The following is a 20,910-nucleotide window of genomic DNA, read 5'->3' on the forward strand; positions in this document are numbered from 1 at the left end:
CGGCGCAATCGCTCAGTTGACGTGATGACGCCCATACGGCCGACGCGCATACGGGGGTCGTCGGTGTACGGGAGATTTGCGACCTTGCGGACCTGCCGTATGGAGCGTGTGAAGCCAGTGCGATGATGAGCCCGCCATGTCTGCCCCCCACGAGCGCCAGTCGCGCAGCGCGGCCGATCTCCGGCTGCTCAGGGCCGCGGTGTTCGCCGCGGTCTGCGTCACGCTGTCCGCGGCGGGGCACGTCCTGGGTTCGACGGCCACCGTCCCGCTGTGGACGCTGTCGCTCGGCTTCCTCGCCGTCTTCTGCGTGGCCCTGCCGCTGGCGGGACGCGAGCGCTCGCTGCCGGGCATCGCCGCCACGCTGGGCGCCGGGCAGATCTCGCTGCACAGCCTCTTCGGGCTCGGCCAGCAGCACGCCATGGACACCGCCATCGCCTCGGGCCGGCCCTCGGCGGTCGAGCAGGCCGCACGGCTCATGTGCGGAGCGGGCGCGTCGACGCTCAGCCCGGCGCAGGCCCAGCGGATCCTCGACCACGCGCGCGTGCCGTCCGGCGAGGCACAGCACCACATGGTGGACGCCGCCGGATCGTCGATGTCGCTGCTGCCGTCCCTGCCGATGCTGCTCGGGCACCTGCTCGCCGCGGCCGGCGCCGGCTGGCTGCTGCGCCACGGCGACCTCGCGCTGAGCCGCATCGTGCGGCTCTCCGCCTACGCCGTCATGGACGTGGCGCCCATCCGTTCGCTGCGGGCCGCCCTCGGCCTCGTACGCGCGCTCAGGGCCGGGCTCTCGGCTGCGCCCGTGCTGCCGGGCGCCGCTCGTGCCGGGTTCGCCGAACCACCGGCGCTGCGGGCGGCGGCACTTCAGCACTCCGTGCGACGGCGCGGGCCACCCGCGGCCGACACGTTCCTTCTCGCTGCCTGAACGGCACGCGTACTCCACCGCGTACTGCGGGGGTGAGTCGTGCCGTGCGGCACGCGCGCGTACCCGCTTGTTCATCGCCTACGTAGTGCGGTGCTGCGCGGTCGCGCCCTTCACCCTTCGCTGGATCCCGCTGAACGTGGAGTTCTCCCTGTCATGAAGAAGATGTCCCGCGCCGCTCTCGTCGGTGCCGCCGCCGTGTCCTCCGTCGTCCTCGTGTCCGCCCCCGCCTTCGCGCACGTGAGCGTGCAGCCGGAGGGCGAGGCCGCCAAGGGCGACTACGCCGTCGTCGACTTCAAGGTGCCCAACGAACGCGACGACGCCGCCACCACCAAGCTCGAGATCAACTTCCCGACCGAGCACCCGCTCGCCTCGGTGATGCCCGAGCCCGTGCCGGGCTGGAAGGCCGACGTCACCAAGACCAAGCTCGACAAGCCGATGGAGATGCACGGCGAGAAGATCACCGAGGCCGTCTCCAAGGTCACCTGGACCGCGACCGGTTCCGGCAAGGACAAGGGCGTGCAGCCCGGCTACTTCCAGAAGTTCCCGGTGTCCATCGGCCAGCTGCCGACCGACACCGACCAGCTCGTCTTCAAGGCGATCCAGAGTTACGACAACAAGGAGGTCGTGCGCTGGATCGAGCCGCAGCAGAAGGGCCAGGAGGAGCCGGAGAACCCGGCGCCCACCCTTGAGCTCTCCGCCGCCGCGGACGACGCGCACGGTGCCTCGGGCGCCTCCGACGGCGGCACCAAGAAGGAGGCCGCCGCCGCGACCACGGATTCCGACGGTTCCGGAAGCGACACCACCGCCCGCGCCCTCGGCATCGTCGGCATCGTCGTCGGCGCCGCCGGTGTGGCGTTCGGCGTGATGGCGGGCCGTCGGCGTACCAACAGCTGAGCCACCTTCGGTGGGTGCCGGGGTCGCGGTGGGCGACCCCGGCACCCGCCGGCCACCTCACATCTGGGACATTTTTCTATGCGCACCCCCCGCAAGAACACGAAGCTCAACAGGAAGAGCCTGCTGGCCGCGGTCGGTCTGGTCACCGTCGCGACGTTCGCCCTGTCCGCCTGCGGCAGCGGCGACGACGGCGGCGGCAAGCCTGTCGCCGAGGTCTCCTCCGACTCGGGCGGCTCGCAGAAGGCCGCGACGGTCCTCGACAAGCCCTTCAAGAAGCCGGACCTGGTCCTCACCGACACCCACGGCAAGAAGTTCGACCTGCGCGAGCAGACCAAGAACAAGCCGACGCTGATCTACTTCGGCTACACGCACTGCCCCGACGTCTGCCCGCTGACGATGAGCAACATCGCCGTCGCCAAGAAGTCGCTGCCCAAGGCCGAGCAGGACAAGCTCCAGGTCGTCTTCGTCACCACCGACCCGGACCGCGACACCCCGTCCGTGCTCGGCAAGTGGCTCAAGGCGCAGGACCCCGACTTCATCGGTCTGACCGGCGACTTCGCCACCATCCAGGGCGGCGCCCGCACGCTCGGCATCTCCATCGAGCCGACGCAGAAGGACAAGAAGGGCAAGCTCGTGTCGATGCACGGCACGCAGGTCATCGCCTTCTCGCCGAAGAACGACGCCGGTTACGTGCTGTACGGCGAGGACGCCACGGTCGACGACTACACCAAGGACCTCCCCAAGATCGTCAAGGGGGAGAAGCCGTGAGGCGCACACCCCTCGCCCTCGGCGCCCTCACGCTCGCGGCGGGGTTCGCCCTGACCGCCTGCGGTTCCGGCTCCGGCTCCGAGGCCGCCGACAAGCCCGACGTGAAGGTCGAGGGCGCGTTCATTCCCGCGCCCGCCTCCGGCGACATGGCGGCCGGGTTCTTCACCGTGCACAACAAGGGCGCCGCCGACACCCTCACGTCCGTGAGCAGCTCCCTCTCCCAGAAGGTCACTCTGCACACCACCAAGGGCGGCGTGATGAAGGAACAGAAGTCCTTCGCCGTGCCCAAGAACGGCGAGCTCGACTTCGAACGCGGCGGCAACCACCTCATGTTCGAGAACCTGAAGCGCAAGCCCGCCGAGGGCGACAAGGTGTCGGTACAGCTGCACTTCGCCAAGTCCGGGACCGTCAAGGTCTCCTTCCCGGTGAAGGTCGCCACCTACAACCCGTCGCACGCTTCGCACTGAAGGGGCTGACTCGTACGTGAAGACCATCGCTCCCCGCACCTGGCAGCTGGTACTGCTCTTCCTCGCCGTCACCGGCGCGCTCCTGGCCGGCGCCGCGCCCGCCTCCGCGCACGCCGCCCTGACCGGGAGCGATCCCAAGCAGGGAGCGGTGGTCGACGCGGCGCCGAAGAAGGTGTCGCTCACCTTCTCCGAGAGCGTCGCGATCTCCGACGGCGCGATGCGTGTGCTCGACCCCGCGGGCAAGCGCGTCGACGACGGAAAGATCGCCCACTCCGGCGGCACGACCTACACGGTGGGGCTGCACTCCGGCCTGCCCGACGGCACGTTCACCGTCGCCTACCAGGTCGTCTCCGCCGACAGCCACCCCGTCGCGGGCGCCTACACGTTCTCCGTCGGCGCGCCCTCCAAGACCTCCGCGGTGGTGGCCGACCAGAACGCGGGCGGGGGCGTCGTCGGCGGCATCTACGACGTCGCGCGCTACGTCTCGTACGCGGGCTTCGCGCTGCTCGTGGGCGGCGCCGCGTTCGTGCTCGGATGCTGGCGGCGCGGCGCGGGCAGCAAGCCGGTGCAGCGCGTCGTCGCCGGCGCCTGGACCGCGCTCACCGCCGCCACCCTGCTCATGCTGCTGATGCGCGGCTCGTACACCGGGTCCGGGAAGTTCGGCGACATCTTCGACATGTCACTGCTCGGCCAGGTCCTGCAGACGAAGACCGGCGCCGCGCTCACCTCCCGGCTGCTGCTGCTCGCGGCCGCGGCCCTCTTCATCGCGGTGCTCTTCGGGGCGTACGCGAAGAAGAACGACGAGGCCACGGAGGGCGAAGGGGGCACGGAGGCCAAGGAGCGCAACGATCTCACCTTCGGGCTCTCCGTCGGCGGCGCCGTCGTCGCGGCCGGGCTCGCCGCGACCTGGGCCATGGCCGAGCACGCCTCGACCGGCCTCCAGGCGGGCCTCGCGATGCCCGTCGACGTGCTGCACCTGCTGGCCGTCGCGGCCTGGCTCGGCGGCCTGACCACGCTGCTCGTCGCCCTGTACCGGGTGCCGACGATCGAGGGCTCGGCCGTGCGCCGCTTCTCGCGGGTCGCCTTCTGCAGCGTCCTCGTCCTCGTCGCCACCGGGCTCTACCAGTCCTGGCGCCAGGTCGGCTCCTGGTCGGCGCTGACCGGGACGACGTACGGGCAACTGCTGATGGTGAAGGTCGGGCTCGTCGCCGTGCTCGTCGGCGTCGCCTGGATCTCCCGGAAGTGGACGGCGCGGATCACCGAGACCGTGGCCGCCGCACCAGTGGCGGAGCAGCAGACGTCCGAGGAGAAGGAACCCGTCTCCGTGGCCGCGGGAGGCAAGGGCGCCGACCCCGAGCGCGCCGCCCAACTCGCCCGGCAGCGCGCCGCGATGGCGAGCGCACGCGAGAAGCGGGTGCGCGACGCCGATCCGCACCGCTTCGGGCTGCGCCGCTCGGTGCTCGTCGAGGCGGGCATCGCGGTCGTCCTGCTCGGCGTCACCACCGTGCTGACGTCCACCGAGCCGGGCCGCACCGAGGAGGAGGCCAAGTCCGCCACCTCGGCCGCACAGGCGCAGACCGGGCCGCTCTCGCTGAAGATCCCGTTCGACACCGGCGGCGCGGACGGCAAGGGTACCGCCCTCCTGGAGATGGACCCCGGGCGCACCGGCAACAACGAAATGCACCTCTACATAGAGCGGCCGAACGGCAAGGCATTCGACGTCCCCGAGGTGAAGATCGCCCTCACCCAGGAAGCGAAGAAGATCGGGCCGCTGCCCGTCGTGCCCGACCACATCGCCACAGGACACTGGACGGCGAGCGGTGTGCAGCTCCCCGTGGCGGGCGACTGGAAGGTCGCGCTGACCGTGCGCACCTCGGACATCGACCAGATCACCATCAACAAGAACGCGAAGATCGGCTGACCCGCCCCATGGCTGACACGACTGACACGGCTGAGTCCAAGAACGGCACCGAAACCTCCCCGCAGTCCGCGGGCATCTCGCGGCGCCGTCTGATCGGGACCGCGGGTGCCACCGGCGTCGCCCTCGGCGCCGTCGGCGCGGGCGCGGGGTACGCCGTGGCGTCCTCGAACTCCCCCGAGCAGCAGGCCACGTTGACCACCATCGGGGCGGACGAGGTGATGTTTCACGGGAAACATCAGCCCGGCATCACCACCGCGATGCAGTCGCGCGGCCATCTCATCGCGTTCGACCTGGCGGCGGGCGCCGGGCGCAAGGAGGCGGCGGCCCTGCTGCGCCGCTGGTCGGCGACTGCCGAGCGGCTGATGGCGGGCGAGCCCGCGACCTCGGACGACACGGATGTGGCCCGGGACGCGGGCCCCTCGTCGCTGACGATCACCTTCGGATTCGGGCACAGCTTCTTCTCCCGTACGGGTCTTGAGAAGCAGCGCCCCGCCGCCCTCGACCCGCTGCCGGACTTCTACTCCGACCACCTCGACAAGGCGCGCAGCAACGGCGACCTGTGGGTGCAGATCGGCGCCAACGACTCGCTCGTCGCCTTCCACGCGCTGCGCGCGATCCAGAAGGACACGGGTGGAGTGGCCAAGCTGCGCTGGCAGATGAACGGCTTCAACCGCTCGCCGGGCGCCACCGCCCACCCGATGACGGTCCGCAATCTGATGGGCCAGGTCGACGGCACGGGCAACCCCAAGCCCGCCGACACGGACTTCAACAAGCGGATCTTCGTGCCGAATGCAGGCTCCGCCCAGTCGCCCGCCTGGATGGGCGGCGGCTCGTACGTTGTCGTACGCCGCATCCGGATGCTCCTCGACGACTGGGAGAAGCTGTCGACGGCCGCGCAGGAGCACGTCATCGGGCGCAAGAAGTCGAACGGCGCCCCGCTGACCGGCGGCAAGGAGACCACCGAGCCGGACCTGGAGAAGACGGACGCGAGCGGCGACCTCGTCATCCCGCTCAACGCACACGCCCGCATCACCCGGCCCGACCAGAACGGCGGGTCCGCGCTGCTGCGCCGCCCGTTCTCGTACCACGACGGCTACGCCGAGGACGGCGCCCCGGACGCGGGCCTGCTCTTCATCTGCTGGCAGGCGGACCCGCTGCGCGGCTTCGTGCCGGTGCAGCGCAAGCTCGACCGGGGCGACGCCCTGTCGAAGTTCATCCGGCACGAGGCGAGCGGGCTCTTCGCGGTGCCGGGCGGCGCCGAGAAGGGCGGCTATGTGGGGCAGGCGCTGCTGGAGGGATGAGCGGGCCAGGTGCGCCTGCCGCCGGGTGCGGTGGCCCGTGACGCATCCGTGAGCCCGGTCCCGTACCGCGCATTAGGGTGAGCCCATGCCAGCCAGCTACGCGTATCTCGGCCCCGAGGGCACCTTCACCGAAGTCGCCCTGCGCACGCTCCCGGAGACGGCCACCCGGGAACTCGTCCCCGTGGTGTCGGTGCCGGCGGCGCTCGACGCCGTCCGCAACGGTGAGGCCGAGGCCGCGTTCGTACCGATCGAGAACTCCGTCGAGGGCGGCATCACCACGACCCTCGACGAGCTGGTGGCGGGCGAGCCGCTGATGATCTACCGCGAGGTGCTGCTCGACATCACCTTCGCCCTGCTGGTGCGCCCCGGCACCCAGATCTCCGACATCAAGACGGTCACCGCGCACCCGGCCGCCCAGCCGCAGGTGCGCAACTGGATGAAGGGCCACCTTGCGGAGGACGTGACCTGGGAGTCCGCGGCCTCGAACGCCGATGGCGCCCGCCTTGTCCAGGAAGGGCGCTACGACGCCGCCTTCGCCGGCGAGTTCGCCGCCGAGAAGTACGGGCTCGTGCCGCTGGTCACCGAGATCCACGACGCGGAGAACGCGCAGACCCGCTTCGTCCTGGTCGGCAAGCCGGCCCGGCCCGCTGCGCCCACCGGCGCGGACAAGACCTCCGTCGTCATCTGGCAGCGCGAGGACCACCCCGGTGGGCTGATGGAGCTGCTCCAGGAGTTCGCCATCCGCGGGGTCAACCTCGTGCTGCTTCAGTCCCGGCCCACCGGCACCGGCATCGGCGACTACTGCTTCGCGATCGACGCGGAGGGGCACATCACGGACCGCCGGGTGGCGGAGGCGCTGATGGGCCTGAAGCGGGCCTGCCCGGAGGTGCGCTACCTCGGTTCGTATCCACGGGCGGGGGTCGCCGTCGAGGAGGTGCGCCCGCCGCGTTCGGGAACCTCGGACGGCGAATTCGTGGCGGCGTCGGACTGGCTGGCGCGCTGCCAGGACGGCCGGTTCTGACGCCTCGCCCGTAGTCGGCCGCACACCCTGCCGGATCCGAGTTGTCCACCGCCGGATCCGGCTCCTTTTTGCCTGTGCGCCCGGTCCTACCAGCGGATTTTCTTCATCCACAGAAGTTATCCACAGGCCGCCTTCTCGACCTGGGGACAAGTCGACAGGAAGAGGCTGGTTGGTCGACAAATCGGCCCACAGCCCCCAGATGTGTCCACAGCCCGGCAGGTCACCCTTCGTCCAGGCATTTGTCGTGATCAACTCTTTGGAGTGAAGCGTTTCCACCTGAAAGTGAGCTTGCGCGCGGTTTGAGAGGGGAATTCTTCGTTACGCATGTGGCTTTCGGAATGATCTCTTCCGGCATCCACAGATCATTCTCACAGCCTGTGGATAACTCTTCCGACCTGCGCGTCACTGTGGACAGCGGGCCCCAAGTCCCGTCCGTGGCAAGGGGATCGGGTCAAGGTGAAGTGCCACATCTGCCCCCTTCAAGGGAAAGGGGCGGCTTTCCTTGACGCACCGCGCGGGGCCGATGTGGATCTTTTCCGGCCTCGCTCCATCCTTAATTCGCATTCCGGCAAATAGGGCATAAGGGAATGCATCGGATATCGGGTCGTGGGCCGGAAGCGGGCAACGGTAGCCTTGAGGGGTGATTGACCTTCGCCTGCTCCGTGAGGACCCCGACCGTGTTCGCGCCTCCCAGCGCGCCCGTGGAGAGGACGTCGCGCTCGTCGACTCCGTCCTGTCCGCCGATGAGCGGCGCAGGTCGTCCGGGCTCCGCTTCGACGAACTCCGTTCCGAGCAGAAGTCGCTCGGCAAGCTGATCCCCAAGGCCTCCCCCGAGGAGCGCCAGGAGCTGCTGAAGAAGACGGGTGAGCTGTCCGCCGCCGTCAAGGCGGCCGAGGCGGAGCAGCGCGAGGCCGAGGAGGAGACCCAGCGCCTGGCGCTCCAGCTCGGCAACATCGTGCACCCCGACGTCCCGCGCGGCGGCGAGGAGGACTTCGTCGTCCTGGAGACGCACGGGACGATCCGTGACTTCGGCGCCGAGGGCTTCGAGCCCAAGGACCATCTGGAGCTCGGCGAGGCGCTCGGCGCCATCGACGTCGAGCGCGGCGCGAAGGTCTCCGGCTCGCGCTTCTACTACCTGACGGGCGTCGGCGCCCTGTTGGAGCTCGCGCTCGTCAACGCGGCGATCGCGCAGGCCACCGAGGCCGGCTTCACGCCGATGCTGACCCCGGCCCTGGTGCGCCCGCGCGCCATGGAGGGCACGGGCTTCCTCGGCCAGGCCGCGGAGAACGTGTACCACCTGGAGAAGGACGACTACTACCTGGTCGGCACCTCCGAGGTCCCGCTCGCCGCGTACCACATGGACGAGATCGTCGACGCGGACCAGCTGCCGCTGCGCTACGCCGGGTTCTCCCCGTGCTTCCGCCGCGAGGCCGGCACGTACGGCAAGGACACCCGCGGCATCTTCCGCGTGCACCAGTTCGACAAGGTCGAGATGTTCTCGTACATCGACCCGGCGGACGCGGAGAACGAGCACAAGCGCCTCCTGGAGTGGGAGAAGCAGTGGCTGACCGGCCTGGAGCTGCCGTTCCAGGTGATCGACGTCGCCACCGGTGACCTGGGCTCCTCGGCCTCGCGCAAGTTCGACTGCGAGGCCTGGATCCCGACCCAGGGCAAGTACCGCGAGCTGACCTCGGCCTCGAACTGCGACGGGTTCCAGGCGCGCCGTCTGTCCATCCGGATGCGCGACGGCAAGAAGGTGCAGCCGCTCGCGACGCTGAACGGCACGCTGTGCGCCGTCCCGCGCACGATCGTCGCCATTCTGGAGAATCACCAGCAGGCGGACGGCTCGGTGCGGGTTCCGGAGATGCTGCGGCCGTACCTTGGGGGACGCGCCACCCTGGACCCCAAGTAATCGCAGACTGAGCGGCCCGACGGGCCCGCGCGGCCTGAACAGCCCGACAGCCTGGAGCCGAACGCCAAGTGAGCCACCCCGCTCCCCTCGCCCCTGCCTTTCCGTACAAGCTCGTGGCGACCGATCTCGACGGAACGTTGCTGCGTTCCGACGACACGGTCTCCGAGCGCACGCGTGAGGCGCTCACCGCGGCCACCGCGGCGGGCGCCGCGCACATCATCGTGACCGGCAGGGCGGTGCCCTGGACCCGGCACATCCTCGACGACCTCGGCTACGAGGGCCTCGCGGTGTGCGGCCAGGGCGCGCAGGTCTACCACGCGGGGGAGCACCGGCTGCTCACCTCGGTGACGCTCGACCGGCAGCTGGCGGGGATCGCGCTCGCCAAGATCGAGGCCGAGATCGGTCCGCTGGCGCTCGCCGCGAGCCGCGACGGCATCGAGGGCGAGGTCATCGTCGGCCCCGGCTACCAGGTGCAGGAGGGGCCGCTGCCCGTCGTTCCGTTCACGGAGCTGGCCGAGCTGTGGGCGGAGCCGCTCAACAAGGTGTACGTGCAGCACCCGGGCATGACCGACGACCAGCTGGCGGAGGTCGCACGGTCGGCCGCCGGTGGCCTGGTGGGCGTCACGATGGCGGGCGAGGGCATCGTGGAGCTGCTCCCGCTCGGTCTGTCCAAGGCCACGGGGCTCTCCCTGGCGGCCCGCCGTCTGGGTGCGAAGGCCGCCGACACGATCGCCTTCGGCGACATGCCCAACGACATCCCGATGTTCGGCTGGGCGTCCTACGGAGTGGCGATGTCGAACGCCCACGACGAGCTGAAGTCGGTGGCCAGTGAGGTGACGTCGTCGAACGAGGACGACGGGATCGCGGTGGTGCTGGAGCGGATGCTCGGCTGAGTGGTTTGTGGCGGTCGGCCGGTCCTCATACCCACCGAACGCCGAGCGGCATGGCATCGGGGCCGGCCCCGGCACAGCCAGGGACGGCCCCGATGAAGTGGGTGGGCGGCCCGCGTGTCACGGAAGTACGACACGCGCTCGAAGCGGCCGCCCCGGGCGGCCTCCGAGACGGGCTCGACGGAGTGCAATGACTACTCCGGAGCCTGCCTCGAGCCGCCCTGCCGGGAGCTCGACGGACTACTGAAAGGCATCGCCGCGCTCCTCTCCCGGTCCCCGGACGCCACGGTCGGCGTGCTGACCCAACTACTGTGCCGCGCGGCGGAGTTCGACGCCACCGAATTAATCACCGGCGGCGCCACCTGCGGCGTCGTGCCTTGCTGAAGAACCACCCCGCGGGCGGTTCGTCCGAGCGCCACGGCTGGGGCTCGGGCCCGCCCTCGCGCCACCGCTCGGCGAGCATCCGGGCCCGCGCGGACGGTTCCGTGGCCTCTGCGGCACGTATGAAGTCGGTGTCCAGGACCACGTCGTCCCAGGTGTCCCCCTCGCGGTTCGGTTCCGATGCCATCGCGGCCCTCCGGGTCCTTCGGTGGGGCGCCCGTAAACGGCGCACCCTCCCACCAGTGTCCAGGCGGGAGGGTGAAATCGGCATCAAGAACCTATTTGCCTACTCTTCGCCGGCCAGCTTCAGCGTGCGCAGCTTCTGCCCGGCGTACCAGGTCGCCAGGACGGTCACCACCACCAGGAGCACCGTGGCGAGCGGCAGCCCGACGTCCGAGGTGACGAGGTCGCCGCCGGCCACCTTCTGGGCGACCGCGAGCGACCACTGCTGCACGCTGAGCGTTCGCGCCCCGGAGACCAGGGACCCGAAGAGGGCCTCCCACACGAGGGCGTAGACGAGGCCGAAGACAACCGCGTGCCGGGTGATCGTGCCGAGCAGGAGGAAGATCGCCGCGTAGGCGATCGAGGCCACCAGGGCGGCGATCGTGTAGGCGACGGCGATCTGCTGCCCGTTCCCGTTCAGGATGAAGCCCGCGATGAGCGTCGGGACGGCGGAGAAGACCATGGTCACGCCGATGGCCACGATGAGCTTGGTGAAGATGATCGTGGGTCGCTTGAGCGGCTTCGACAGGAGGTAGACGACGGAGCCGTCGTCGATCTCCGGGCCGATCGCGCCCGTCCCGGCGATGACACCGATCAGCGGCACCATCGTGGCGAGCGCGAAGCCGCCGAGCAGGTCGGACGCGGTCTGGTCGTCGGCCCCCGTGAGCCCGCGCACGAGTGCGGAGATCACGACCAGCAGTACGGGCAGCGCGAAGAGGATGAGGGCCCGGCGCCTGCCGAGCAGGGCCCGGTAGGTGAGTCGGGCGACAGTGGGGTCGTACATCAGGGCCTCCTACGCCGCGACCAGATACGAGAAGACGGACTCGAGGGACTCGTCGGACGGCGAGACCGTGAGCAGCCGGATGCCGTGCGCCTGCGCGACCTTCGGGAGCAGCGTCGTGAACCGGCCGAAGTCGACGGCCTGGACGTGCAGCGCGCCCTCCTTCAGGTCGACCTCGATGCCCGCCGTGGACGGGTCCGCGATCAGTACGGCGGCCAGGGCCCGGTCGTCGCTGGAGCGGATCAGATAGCGGTGCGGACGGTCGGTCATCAGGCGGCGGATCTTGCGGAAGTCACCGCTCGCGGCGTGCCGGCCCGCGACGATCACCTCGATGTGGGAGGCGAGCTGCTCGACCTCTTCGAGGATGTGCGAGGAGAACAGGACCGTGCGCCCCTCGTCCCCCATGCGCCGCAGCAGGTCCATGAGCTGCATGCGCTGACGCGGGTCCATGCCGTTGAACGGCTCGTCGAGCAGCAGCACGGCCGGCGTGTGGACGAGCGCGGAGGCCATCTTCACGCGCTGCCGCATGCCCTTGGAGTACGTCGAGATCTTTCGGTCCTGCGCGTACTCCATCTCGACCGTGGCCAGCGCCTCCTGGGCCGCCTTCTTGCCGAGGCCGTGCAACTCGGCGTTGGCGACGACGAATTCGCGGCCCGTGAGGAAGTCGTACATCCCCTCGCGCTCGGGGACGATGCCGATGTGCCGGTAGATCTGTTCGTTGCGCCAGATGGGCTGTCCGTCGAGGGTCACCGTCCCGTTCGAGGGGGCGAGGAAGCCACCCATCATGTTGATGAGCGTGGACTTCCCCGCGCCGTTGGGCCCCAGCAGGCCGGTGACGCCGGGACCGATGGTCATCGTCACGTCGTTGACGGCGACGACGTTCCCGAACCACCTGGATACGTGGTCGATTTCGATGGCGGTCACAGTCCGACCTTCCGGTAGCGGCGCATCAGTAGCCCGTAGGAGCCGGCGATGAGCCCGAGGACGACGAGCAGGAAGACGAGGCCCTGGGCCGCCGAGGGCCCGTGGGCCCCGGGGAAGGACGAGCTCGCTCCGAGGAACGCGGTCTGCACTCCGTCGATGAGCGTGATCGGCGAGAAGAGGCCGAGCCAGGTCACCGCTCCGCCGTTGTCCTGGGCGTCGGCGATCGCCTGGACCGTCGACACCGCGCCGTAGGAGATGGTCAGGACGGCGATGACGGCGGCGATGCCGAATCCGCGGCGCGGGGTGACGGCGGAGACGACGAGGCCGATCCCGGCGAAGAGCAGTGACAACAGCGCCACGGATACCAGTCCCTGGGCGAATCCCTTGGTCTGCTCCGTGAAGTCCAGCTTGGCGAGCAGAGAGCCGGCGTAGAGCACGATCAGCGGCGCGGCCGTGAGGATGAACAGGGCCGAGGCCATGGCGGCGCACTTCGCGACCACGTAGTCGACGCGCTCGATGGGGCGCGAGAAGTAGAGCGGGATCGACTTGAAGCGCAGGTCGAGGGAGACCGCGTTCGGCGCGGCGGATGCCACGTAGAGGCCGATCACCGCCTGGAGGATGACCGCGTAGCGCGTGTAGTCGACGGGCAGGTCGTTCGCCTTCGTGGCGACGGCCACCGCGACCATGATCAGCGCCGGGACGCACATCACGATGAAGAGCAGCATCGGCAGCACCTTGGACTTGGCCGAGCGGCCAAGGCCGTAGGCACCGCGCAGGCTCTGCGAGAAGAGCGCGCGGCGGGCGTACGCACGGCCCAGGCGCGGGCCGTCGTAATGGCGGTAGCCGATGTTGTGGATCTGAGTGGACGCGCGGTCCACAGCGCTGGGCTCGGTGGTCATCGCTCCGCGCCTCCCGTCTGCTGCGATGCGGCGCTGGCCGCCCAGGCGGCGGCGCGCTCGGAGCCCTGCTCCGGCTGCTGCTCGGCCTCGGGGCGGAAGACCTCCGCGATCTGGTGCCTGCGCTGTTCCATCCGGACGAGACCGAGGCCGAGGTCCGCGACGACGTCGCGCACGACGTCGTACGTCTCCTCTCCCTGGGCCGTGATGAGGACGGTGTGTCCGGCGCCGGGCAGTTCGCCGCCGGTGCTGGTCTCGATGCCGCGCTGCGCGAACGCCTCGCGGAGCGCCTTGGTGCCGTCCGGGTGTTCGTCGCTGTCGGTGACCTCGATCGCGAGCGTCGCCGTGGCCTGCGTGAAGTCCGTGGTGGAGCTGGAGCGCAGCAGCTTGCCGCCGTCGATGATGACGACGTGGTCGCAGGTGCGCTCCAGCTCGCCGAGCAGGTGCGAGGTGACGAGGACGGAGATGCCGAAGTCGGTGTGCACGCGCCGGATCAGGCCGAGCATGTCGTCACGGCCGACCGGGTCCAGGCCGTTCGTCGGCTCGTCGAGGAACACCAGCTGCGGGTCGTGCACGAGCGCCTGGGCCAGCTTCACGCGCTGCTTCATGCCCGTCGAGTAGCCGCCCATGGGGCGGTAGCGCTCCTCGTACAGGCCGACGTGGCGCAAGGTGTCGGCGGTGCGCTCGCGGGCGGCCGTCGGCGGCAGGCCCGACATGCGCGCCATGTGCACGACGAACTCGGTGGCCGAGACGTCCGGCGGCAGGCAGTCGTGCTCGGGCATGTACCCGACGCGCTCACGGATCTCGGCACCCTTGGTCGCGACGTCGAGCCCGAGCACTTCGGCGCGGCCCTCCGACGCGGGGGACAGACCAAGCAGAATCTTGATCATGGTGGACTTGCCGGCTCCATTGGCCCCGACGAGTCCGGTCACACCGGGCCCGATGTCCATGGTCAGCCGGTCAAGCGCGGTCACCTTGGGGAACCGCTTGCTCAGGCTTTCGGTCGCGATCACAGTCACGGTTCGACCGTAGTGGCGCGGGCCACACACATTCGTCAGACCGTGGGGTCGACCTCGTATAAGACCTGAGTATTACGGGGCCCTAGGGGTCCTCCCTGAGTAGACCCGAGCAGGCCGTGCACACCCCTTGACGTCGCCGCCAGGCATTGTCACATTCATCAGTGTCAAGTTACGAACGCGTACGGCGACGTCCCGGTCACGACCCGGGACGGCCGCGACCGGGACGGACGGTGGCATGACCTCAGCGGTGGTACGTGAACTCTCGGCGGAACTGCGGGGGTTCAGAGAAGTACAGAGGCTCGCGTACGCATGCGCGGAGGCGATCGCGGCGCAGCTCAAGCCGGGTGTGACCGAGCGCGGGGCGGCGCGGATGCAGCGGGAGTGGCTGCGCGAGCGCGGGGTGCGGGACTGGTTCCATCTGCCCTTCGCCTGGTTCGGGGACCGCACGGCGTTCGTGAACTTCCGCGTGCCGCTGCAGTTCTTCCCGACGAACCGGAAGCTGGAGGCGGGGATGCCCTTCATCCTCGACATGGCGCCGGTCCACCAGGGCTACACCGCGGACATCGGCTACTCGGGCTGCCTCGGCCTCAACCCCGTGCACGACAAGCTGCTTTCGGACCTCGAGGCACACCGCGAGCTGATCCTGCGCGAGGTGCGCGAGCGACGCTCCCTGCGGGAGATCTACGAGGACGTGGAGCGGTTGATGGTCCGCCAGGGCTACGCGAACCGGCACCGGGCGTACCCCTTCGGCGTCATCGCGCACAAGGTCGACCAGGTCAAGGAACGCCGGTTCACCCCCACGCTGTTCGGCTTCGGCACCCAGTCCCTGAAGGGCCTGGCGAGCGACGCGCTGCACGGGCACCGGGACGGCTGGTCGCCGCTGTGGTCGCCGTACAAGTTCTCCGACCACCCGCCCCGGCCGGGGCTGTGGGCGGTCGAACCGCACCTCGGATTCCGGGGCACGGGCGCCAAGTTCGAGGAGCTCCTCGTGGTCACCGACTCCAAGGACCCGCAGGAGAGCGCCTTTTGGCTGGACGACGATCTGCCGCACGTGCGGCGCTGGGCGGAGGGCATCTGATGTCGGACCTGATGAAGATCCACGGCGCGCGCGAGCGCTGGGTGCGCACGGGCGGAATCGAGCTGTGCGTCGTCGAGCTGGGGGAGCCCGGCGGTGCCGAGCGGCCGACGGTGCTGCTCGTGCACGGTTACCCGGACTCCAAGGAGGTGTGGTCGGAGGTCGCCGCGCGCCTCGCGGACCAGTTCCACGTGGTGCTCTACGACGTGCGCGGCCACGGCCGGTCGACGGCGCCGCAGCCGCTGCGCGGCGGCTTCACCCTGGAGAAGCTGACCGACGACTTTCTGGCGGTCGCCGACGCGGTGAGCCCGGACCGTCCCGTTCACCTGGTGGGGCACGACTGGGGTTCGGTGCAGTCGTGGGAGTTCGTCACGGTCAAGCGCACGCAGGGCCGCATCGCGTCCTTCACCTCGATGTCGGGCCCGTCCCTCGACCACTTCGGGCACTGGATCAAGCAGCGCGTGAAGCGGCCCACGCCCGCCAGGGTGGGCCAGCTGCTCGGCCAGGGCGCCAAGTCCTGGTACGTCTACATGCTGCACACGCCCGTGCTGCCCGAGCTCGCCTGGCGCGGTCCGCTCGGCAAGCGCTGGCCGAAGATCCTGGAGCGCGTCGAGCGCGTCCCGGCCGGCGACTACCCGACGTCGTCGCTGCCCTCGGACGCCGCCCGCGGGGCCTGGCTGTACCGGGACAACGTAAGGGCGCGGCTGCGCCGACCGCGCGAGGACGCGTACGCGCACGCGCCCGTGCAGCTCATCACGCCGCTCGGGGACGTCTTCCTGTCGCCGAAGCTGTACGACCAGCTGGAGCTGTGGGCACCCCAGTTGACGCGCCGCACACTGCCCGCCAAGCACTGGGTACCGCGCACCCGGCCCGATCAACTCAGCGCCTGGATAACCGAGTTCGTCACCGCGAACGAGGGGCAGGAGGCCGGGGTCCCCGCCCAGCGCCCCGCGGCCGACGGGAAGCACGCGGACCGGTTCGCGGGCCAGCTGGTCCTGGTGACCGGCGCGGGCAGCGGCATCGGCCGGGCCACCGCGTTCGCCTTCGCGGAGGCCGGCGCGCGCGTGGTCGCCGTCGACCGGGACGCCGAGAGCGCCGCGCGGACCGCCGAGCTGGCCCGCCTCATAGGCGCCCCCGAGGCATGGGGCGAGACCGTGGACGTCACCGACGAGCAGGCCATGGAGAAGCTCGCCGAGAAGGTCGCGGCCGAGTACGGCGTGGTCGACGTGCTGGTGAACAACGCGGGGATCGGCCTGTCCGGCTCGTTCTTCGACACCACCCCGGAGGACTGGAAGAAGGTCCTCGACGTCAATCTGTGGGGCGTCATCCACGGCTGCCGGCTGTTCGGCAAGCAGATGGCGGAGCGCGGGCAGGGCGGCCACATCGTGAACACCGCGTCCGCGGCCGCGTACCAGCCGTCGAAGGCGCTCCCCGCGTACTCGACCTCCAAGGCCGCCGTCCTCATGCTCAGCGAGTGCCTGCGCGCCGAGCTGGCCGATCAGGGCATCGGGGTCTCCGCGATCTGCCCCGGCCTGGTGAACACGAACATCACGGCGACGGCGCACTTCGCCGGGGTCGACGCCGAGGAGGAGAAGCGCCGCCAGAAGAAGTCCTCGCGCCTGTACGGCCTGCGCAACTACCCGCCGGAGAAGGTGGCGAGCGCGATCCTGGGCGCCGTCGTGCACAACAAGGCGGTCGTCCCGGTGACCCCGGAGGCGCGCGGGGCCCATCTCATGTCCCGCTTCACGCCCAAGGCCCTGCGTGCGGTCGCACGGATGGAGCCACCGCTGTGAGCATCGACGCGCCGGGGACGCGGGAGAAGGCGGGGCAGTCGACCGCCGAGTTCCGGATCGAGGACCTGGCCCACCACAGCGGTGCCACGGTGCGCACGATCCGCGCCTACCAGGACCGCGGGCTGCTGCCGCGCCCCGAGCGGCGCGGCCGGGCGAACGTCTACACGGACGCGCATCTGTCCCGACTGCGCCAGATCGCCGACCTGCTGGACCGCGGCTACACCCTGGCGTCCATCAAAGAGTTGCTGGAGGCGTGGGACGCGGGGCGCGGCCTGGGCGGCGTGCTCGGTCTGGTCGCGGAGGTGGACGGGCCGTGGACGGACGAGCGGGCGGGGCGCATCACGCGCGCCGAGCTGGACGAGACGTTCGGCGGCGACCCCGACGAGGCCGCCGTGCTGGACGCGCTCGAACTCGGCGTGCTCGAGCGCGTACCCGGCGGGGACGACGAGTTCCTCGTCCCAAGCCCTCAAGAGCTGGCTGTGGCGGCGGAGTTGCACGCGGCGGGTGTCCCGCTGTCCGCAATCTCGGGCCATCTAAGGGAGTTGAGGGGGCACGTCGAACATATAGCGGCGCGTTTCCTGGAGTTCACCACCGAGCACGTTTTCGCGCGCTATCTCGGTCCGGAGCCGCCGACGGACGCGGAAGCGGCCGAAGCGGCCTCGCTCGTGCGAAGGCTGCGGCCGCTCGCGCAGCAGTCCGTGGACGCCGAACTGGCTCGTGCGATGCGGCTGTTCGCCACCCGGCACCTCCGCCACCACCTTGCCGAGGAAACATCCGCCGACGTGATCGACGAGCCGCAATCCGTCGCGCTACCCGCGACGACAATGCGGGCCGTGCGCAGCCTTGTTGGACCGGAGCACGTCTCGACGTTCATCGCGGCAGCAGCCGAACGGGAGGTACAGGCAAGGACATTGGATGCATTGACCTCAAATACCAGCAATACGCCCAATGTTGACCAAAAGGGCTTTTCTGCCTGAGAGTTGTCCACAGAATCGCCAACTGGCCTGTGGATAACTGGACTTGGCTGTGGATCAAACATGCGGGTCGAAATTCGCGAAAGAAATTCGCGTGCACGACGGAGGTCCTCGCGGGCAACCTGACGCCATGAACGAGCAACGTGCCGTCAAGGTCTCGAAGTACCTCTCCAAGCACCTGCGGCACGAGCCGGAGCGCATCGGCCTGACGCTCGACGAGGCGGGCTGGGTGGAGATCGACGCGCTGCCCGAGGCGGCCCGCGCGCACGGCTTCCCCATCGAGCGGGCCGAGCTGGAGCGGGTGGTCGCCGAGAACGACAAGCGGCGCTTCGCCGTCGACGGCTCCCGAATCCGCGCGAGCCAGGGCCACTCGGTCGCGGTGGACCTCGGCCTGCCCACGGCCGAACCGCCCGCGTACCTGTACCACGGCACCGTCGCCCGCTTCCTCGACGCGATCCGCCACGAGGGCCTGAAGCCGATGAACCGGCACGACGTGCACCTCTCCGCCGACCGCGAGACCGCCACCCGGGTCGGCGCCCGTCGTGGCCGGCCCGTGGTGATCCCCGTCGACGCGGGCGCCATGCGGCGCGCGGGTCATACGTTCCGGCTGAGCGCCAACGGCGTCTGGCTCACCGCCGCCGTTCCCCCACGCCACCTGCGCTTTCCGGGCTGAGCCCGCGCTGGCGACCACCCGGAGGACCCGCCCCGCACGCCCCCGCGAACCCGCCTCGGAGGTCCGCCGCGACCGCCCCGGAGGTCCGCCGTGGCCGCTCCGCATACGCTCGCGGGTATGAACGAGAACGCTCCCGCCACGCCCCCTCGCCCGCTGCGCCTGAGCACCGTGATCCTGCCCCACCGGCGCTGGCACGAGGGCGCCCGCGAGACCTGGCTGCGCGCGGAGGAGCTGGGCTTCCACACCGCATACACGTACGACCATCTGTCCTGGCGCGTGCCGTTCCGGGACGGGCCGTGGTTCGGGGCGGTCCCGACGCTGACGGCCGCGGCCACCGCCACCGAGCGGATCCGCCTGGGCACCCTCGTGACCTCGCCGAACTTCCGGCACCCCGTCACCCTCGCCAAGGAGCTGCTCTCGCTCGACGACATCTCCGGTGGCCGGATCACGCTCGGCATCGGCGCGGGCGGCACGGGCTTCGACGCGAGCGCCCTCGCGCACAGCGGGCAGGAGCCGTGGACGCCGCGCGAGCGGGCCGACCGGTTCGCGGAGTTCGTGCCGCTGCTCGACCGGCTGCTCACCGAGGACACGGTCTCGTACGACGGGACCTTCTACTCGGCGGGCGGCGACGTCGGCGCCCAGAACATTCCGGGCTGCGTGCAGCGCCCCCGGCTGCCGTTCGCGGTGGCCGCGACGGGGCCGCGCGGCCTGAAGCTCGCCGCGCGGCACGGGCAGGCGTGGGTGACCACCGGCGACCCGAAGCTGTACGAGACGGGCACCCCGGAGGAATCGATTCAGGCCATTCGCGGGCAGGTCTCGAAGCTGACCGCCGCGTGCGAGGCCATCGGCCGCGACGCGGACGAACCGGAGAAGATCCTGCTCACCGGCTTCACCCCGGACCGCACCCGCCCCCTCACCTCCGTCGACGCCTTCGTGGACTTCGCGGGCAGGCACCGGGAGCTGGGCTTCACCGAACTCGTCCTGCACTGGCCGATCCCCGACACCGCCTTCGCGGCCGACCAGAAGACCTTCGAGTCGATCGCCACGGAGGCCCTGGCCCAACTCGACTGAAACGGACTCCGTCACACCGGGAACCGGGCGGGGCGCATGAGCCAGCTGCGTACTCATCTGTGCGCCCCGCAGCACGCCCGTGCACGCATATGCGCGACCATGGGTCGGTGACCTCACCGACTCCCGGGCCCCGGACTCCGGCCCCCTCCGCCCCCACGCCCCGGCTGATCGCCACCGACCTCGACGGAACGTTGCTGCACGACGACAAGACCGTTTCGCCGCGTACGGTCGCCGCGCTCGCCGCCGCGGAGGAGGCCGGCATCGAGGTCTTTTTCGTGACGGGCCGCCCGGCCCGCTGGATGGACGTCGTCAGCGACCATGTGCACGGCCACGGCCTGGCGATCTGCGGGAACGGCGCAGCCGTCGTCGACCTGCACGGCGGCGCGGGAGAGCACCGCTTCGTCAAGATCCGCGAACTGACGGTCCCGGACGCGCTCGACGTCGTCCGCGTCCTGCGCGCGACCGCCCCCGGCACGACCTTCGCCGTCGAGCGCACCGGCGGCCTGCACCACGAGCCGGGGTACCCGCCGCTGCACCTGGACCCCGGGGAGACCGTCGCCCCCGCGGAGAAGTTGCTGGCCGCCGACTTCGAGGGCGCGGCCGTCGCGGACCAGCCGGTGCTCAAGCTCCTCGCGTACCACCCCGAGCTCGACCCCGACGCGTTCCTGGCGCTGGCCCGCGCGGGGGTGGGCGCCCGGGCGGCCATCACCCGGTCGAGCCCGAGCGCGCTCCTGGAGATCAGCGGCCCCGGCGTCTCCAAGGCGAGCACGCTCGCCATGTGCTGCGCGGAGCGCGGCATCGCGCCCACCGAGGTGGTCGCCGTCGGGGACATGCCCAACGACATGGAGATGCTCGCCTGGGCGGGCACGTCGTACGCGATGGGCAACGCGCACCCCGAGGTCCTGGCCTCGGCGACCGGCCGCACCGCGACCAACAACGAGGACGGCGTGGCCCGCGTCATCGAGGACATCCTGGCCGCGCACGTCCCCGCCTCGTAGCGCCACG

General features: G+C 70.5%; 20 protein-coding genes. 15 read left to right on the forward strand and 5 right to left on the reverse strand.

Annotated features, from left to right (window positions below; genetic code table 11):
* The first annotated feature begins 136 nt into the window (after nt 1-136).
* From ACIA8D_RS05030 to ACIA8D_RS05070, 9 genes are all read left to right on the forward strand, one after another.
* Nucleotides 137-922 (forward strand): hypothetical protein, encoded by a 786-nt coding sequence (locus tag ACIA8D_RS05030; RefSeq protein ID WP_399228769.1) that lies wholly within the window; start codon nt 137-139, stop codon nt 920-922.
* A gap of 153 nt (nt 923-1,075) precedes the next feature.
* Entirely contained in the window at nt 1,076-1,816 is a 741-nt protein-coding gene (locus ACIA8D_RS05035; RefSeq protein WP_399228770.1) for a YcnI family protein, read from the forward strand.
* Between the two features lie 78 nt (nt 1,817-1,894).
* Nucleotides 1,895-2,584, forward strand: a complete 690-nt coding sequence (locus ACIA8D_RS05040) for an SCO family protein (RefSeq protein ID WP_399228772.1) — start codon at nt 1,895-1,897, stop codon at nt 2,582-2,584.
* Nucleotides 2,581-3,051, forward strand: a complete 471-nt coding sequence (locus ACIA8D_RS05045; protein ID WP_399228774.1) for a copper chaperone PCu(A)C — start codon at nt 2,581-2,583, stop codon at nt 3,049-3,051. Before ACIA8D_RS05040 ends, ACIA8D_RS05045 begins: the two co-directional genes overlap by 4 nt.
* A gap of 16 nt (nt 3,052-3,067) precedes the next feature.
* On the forward strand, nt 3,068-4,972 hold the full coding sequence (locus ACIA8D_RS05050) for a copper resistance CopC/CopD family protein (protein WP_399228775.1): 1,905 nt from the start codon (nt 3,068-3,070) through the stop codon (nt 4,970-4,972).
* Nucleotides 4,973-4,980: 8 nt separating this feature from the next.
* Nucleotides 4,981-6,273: an iron uptake transporter deferrochelatase/peroxidase subunit gene (efeB, locus tag ACIA8D_RS05055; RefSeq protein ID WP_399228777.1), complete on the forward strand. Its 1,293-nt coding sequence runs from the start codon at nt 4,981-4,983 to the stop codon at nt 6,271-6,273.
* Nucleotides 6,274-6,358: 85 nt separating this feature from the next.
* Nucleotides 6,359-7,294: a prephenate dehydratase gene (gene pheA, locus ACIA8D_RS05060; RefSeq protein WP_399228779.1), complete on the forward strand. Its 936-nt coding sequence runs from the start codon at nt 6,359-6,361 to the stop codon at nt 7,292-7,294.
* Between the two features lie 640 nt (nt 7,295-7,934).
* On the forward strand, nt 7,935-9,206 hold the full coding sequence (gene serS / locus ACIA8D_RS05065; RefSeq protein ID WP_399228782.1) for a serine--tRNA ligase: 1,272 nt from the start codon (nt 7,935-7,937) through the stop codon (nt 9,204-9,206).
* Nucleotides 9,207-9,274: 68 nt separating this feature from the next.
* The gene (locus tag ACIA8D_RS05070) at nt 9,275-10,099 is read left to right on the forward strand and encodes an HAD family hydrolase (RefSeq protein ID WP_399228783.1); all 825 of its coding nucleotides are present in this window, start codon (nt 9,275-9,277) and stop codon (nt 10,097-10,099) included.
* Nucleotides 10,100-10,442: 343 nt separating this feature from the next.
* Here the strand turns inward: ACIA8D_RS05070 and ACIA8D_RS05075 are convergent, their stop codons facing one another.
* From ACIA8D_RS05075 to ACIA8D_RS05095, 5 genes are all read right to left on the reverse strand, one after another.
* A complete protein-coding gene (locus ACIA8D_RS05075) occupies nt 10,443-10,664 on the reverse strand; it encodes a hypothetical protein (protein ID WP_399228785.1) in 222 nt (73 codons plus the stop codon).
* 99 nt (nt 10,665-10,763) lie between these two features.
* Nucleotides 10,764-11,483 (reverse strand): ABC transporter permease, encoded by a 720-nt coding sequence (locus ACIA8D_RS05080; protein ID WP_399228787.1) that lies wholly within the window; start codon nt 11,481-11,483, stop codon nt 10,764-10,766.
* A 9-nt stretch (nt 11,484-11,492) separates the two neighbouring features.
* Nucleotides 11,493-12,404, reverse strand: coding sequence for an ABC transporter ATP-binding protein (locus ACIA8D_RS05085; protein ID WP_399228789.1), 912 nt, complete (start codon nt 12,402-12,404; stop codon nt 11,493-11,495).
* Complete coding sequence (locus ACIA8D_RS05090) at nt 12,401-13,303, reverse strand: ABC transporter permease (protein ID WP_399228791.1); 903 nt, start codon at nt 13,301-13,303, stop codon at nt 12,401-12,403. Before ACIA8D_RS05090 ends, ACIA8D_RS05085 begins: the two co-directional genes overlap by 4 nt.
* A complete protein-coding gene (locus ACIA8D_RS05095; RefSeq protein ID WP_399229095.1) occupies nt 13,300-14,313 on the reverse strand; it encodes an ABC transporter ATP-binding protein in 1,014 nt (337 codons plus the stop codon). Before ACIA8D_RS05095 ends, ACIA8D_RS05090 begins: the two co-directional genes overlap by 4 nt.
* A 241-nt stretch (nt 14,314-14,554) precedes the next feature.
* Here ACIA8D_RS05095 and ACIA8D_RS05100 point away from each other — a divergent pair, with 241 nt between their 5' ends.
* The 6 genes from ACIA8D_RS05100 (at nt 14,555) to ACIA8D_RS05125 (ending at nt 20,903) form a co-directional block, all read left to right on the forward strand.
* On the forward strand, nt 14,555-15,397 hold the full coding sequence (locus ACIA8D_RS05100) for a M24 family metallopeptidase (protein WP_399228793.1): 843 nt from the start codon (nt 14,555-14,557) through the stop codon (nt 15,395-15,397).
* Between the two features lie 11 nt (nt 15,398-15,408).
* A complete protein-coding gene (locus tag ACIA8D_RS05105) occupies nt 15,409-17,187 on the forward strand; it encodes an SDR family oxidoreductase (RefSeq protein ID WP_399229096.1) in 1,779 nt (592 codons plus the stop codon).
* Between the two features lie 2 nt (nt 17,188-17,189).
* On the forward strand, nt 17,190-18,164 hold the full coding sequence (locus ACIA8D_RS05110) for a MerR family transcriptional regulator (RefSeq protein ID WP_399229098.1): 975 nt from the start codon (nt 17,190-17,192) through the stop codon (nt 18,162-18,164).
* Between the two features lie 127 nt (nt 18,165-18,291).
* Nucleotides 18,292-18,834, forward strand: a complete 543-nt coding sequence (locus tag ACIA8D_RS05115) for an RNA 2'-phosphotransferase (RefSeq protein WP_399228795.1) — start codon at nt 18,292-18,294, stop codon at nt 18,832-18,834.
* Nucleotides 18,835-18,951: 117 nt separating this feature from the next.
* Nucleotides 18,952-19,905, forward strand: coding sequence for an LLM class flavin-dependent oxidoreductase (locus tag ACIA8D_RS05120; protein WP_399228797.1), 954 nt, complete (start codon nt 18,952-18,954; stop codon nt 19,903-19,905).
* Nucleotides 19,906-19,994: 89 nt separating this feature from the next.
* The gene (locus ACIA8D_RS05125) at nt 19,995-20,903 is read left to right on the forward strand and encodes an HAD-IIB family hydrolase (RefSeq protein ID WP_399228799.1); all 909 of its coding nucleotides are present in this window, start codon (nt 19,995-19,997) and stop codon (nt 20,901-20,903) included.
* The last annotated feature ends 7 nt before the right edge of the window (nt 20,904-20,910 follow it).

The sequence above is a fragment of the Streptomyces sp. NPDC051684 genome (genome assembly GCF_044453445.1).
GTDB lineage: Bacteria > Actinomycetota > Actinomycetes > Streptomycetales > Streptomycetaceae > Streptomyces.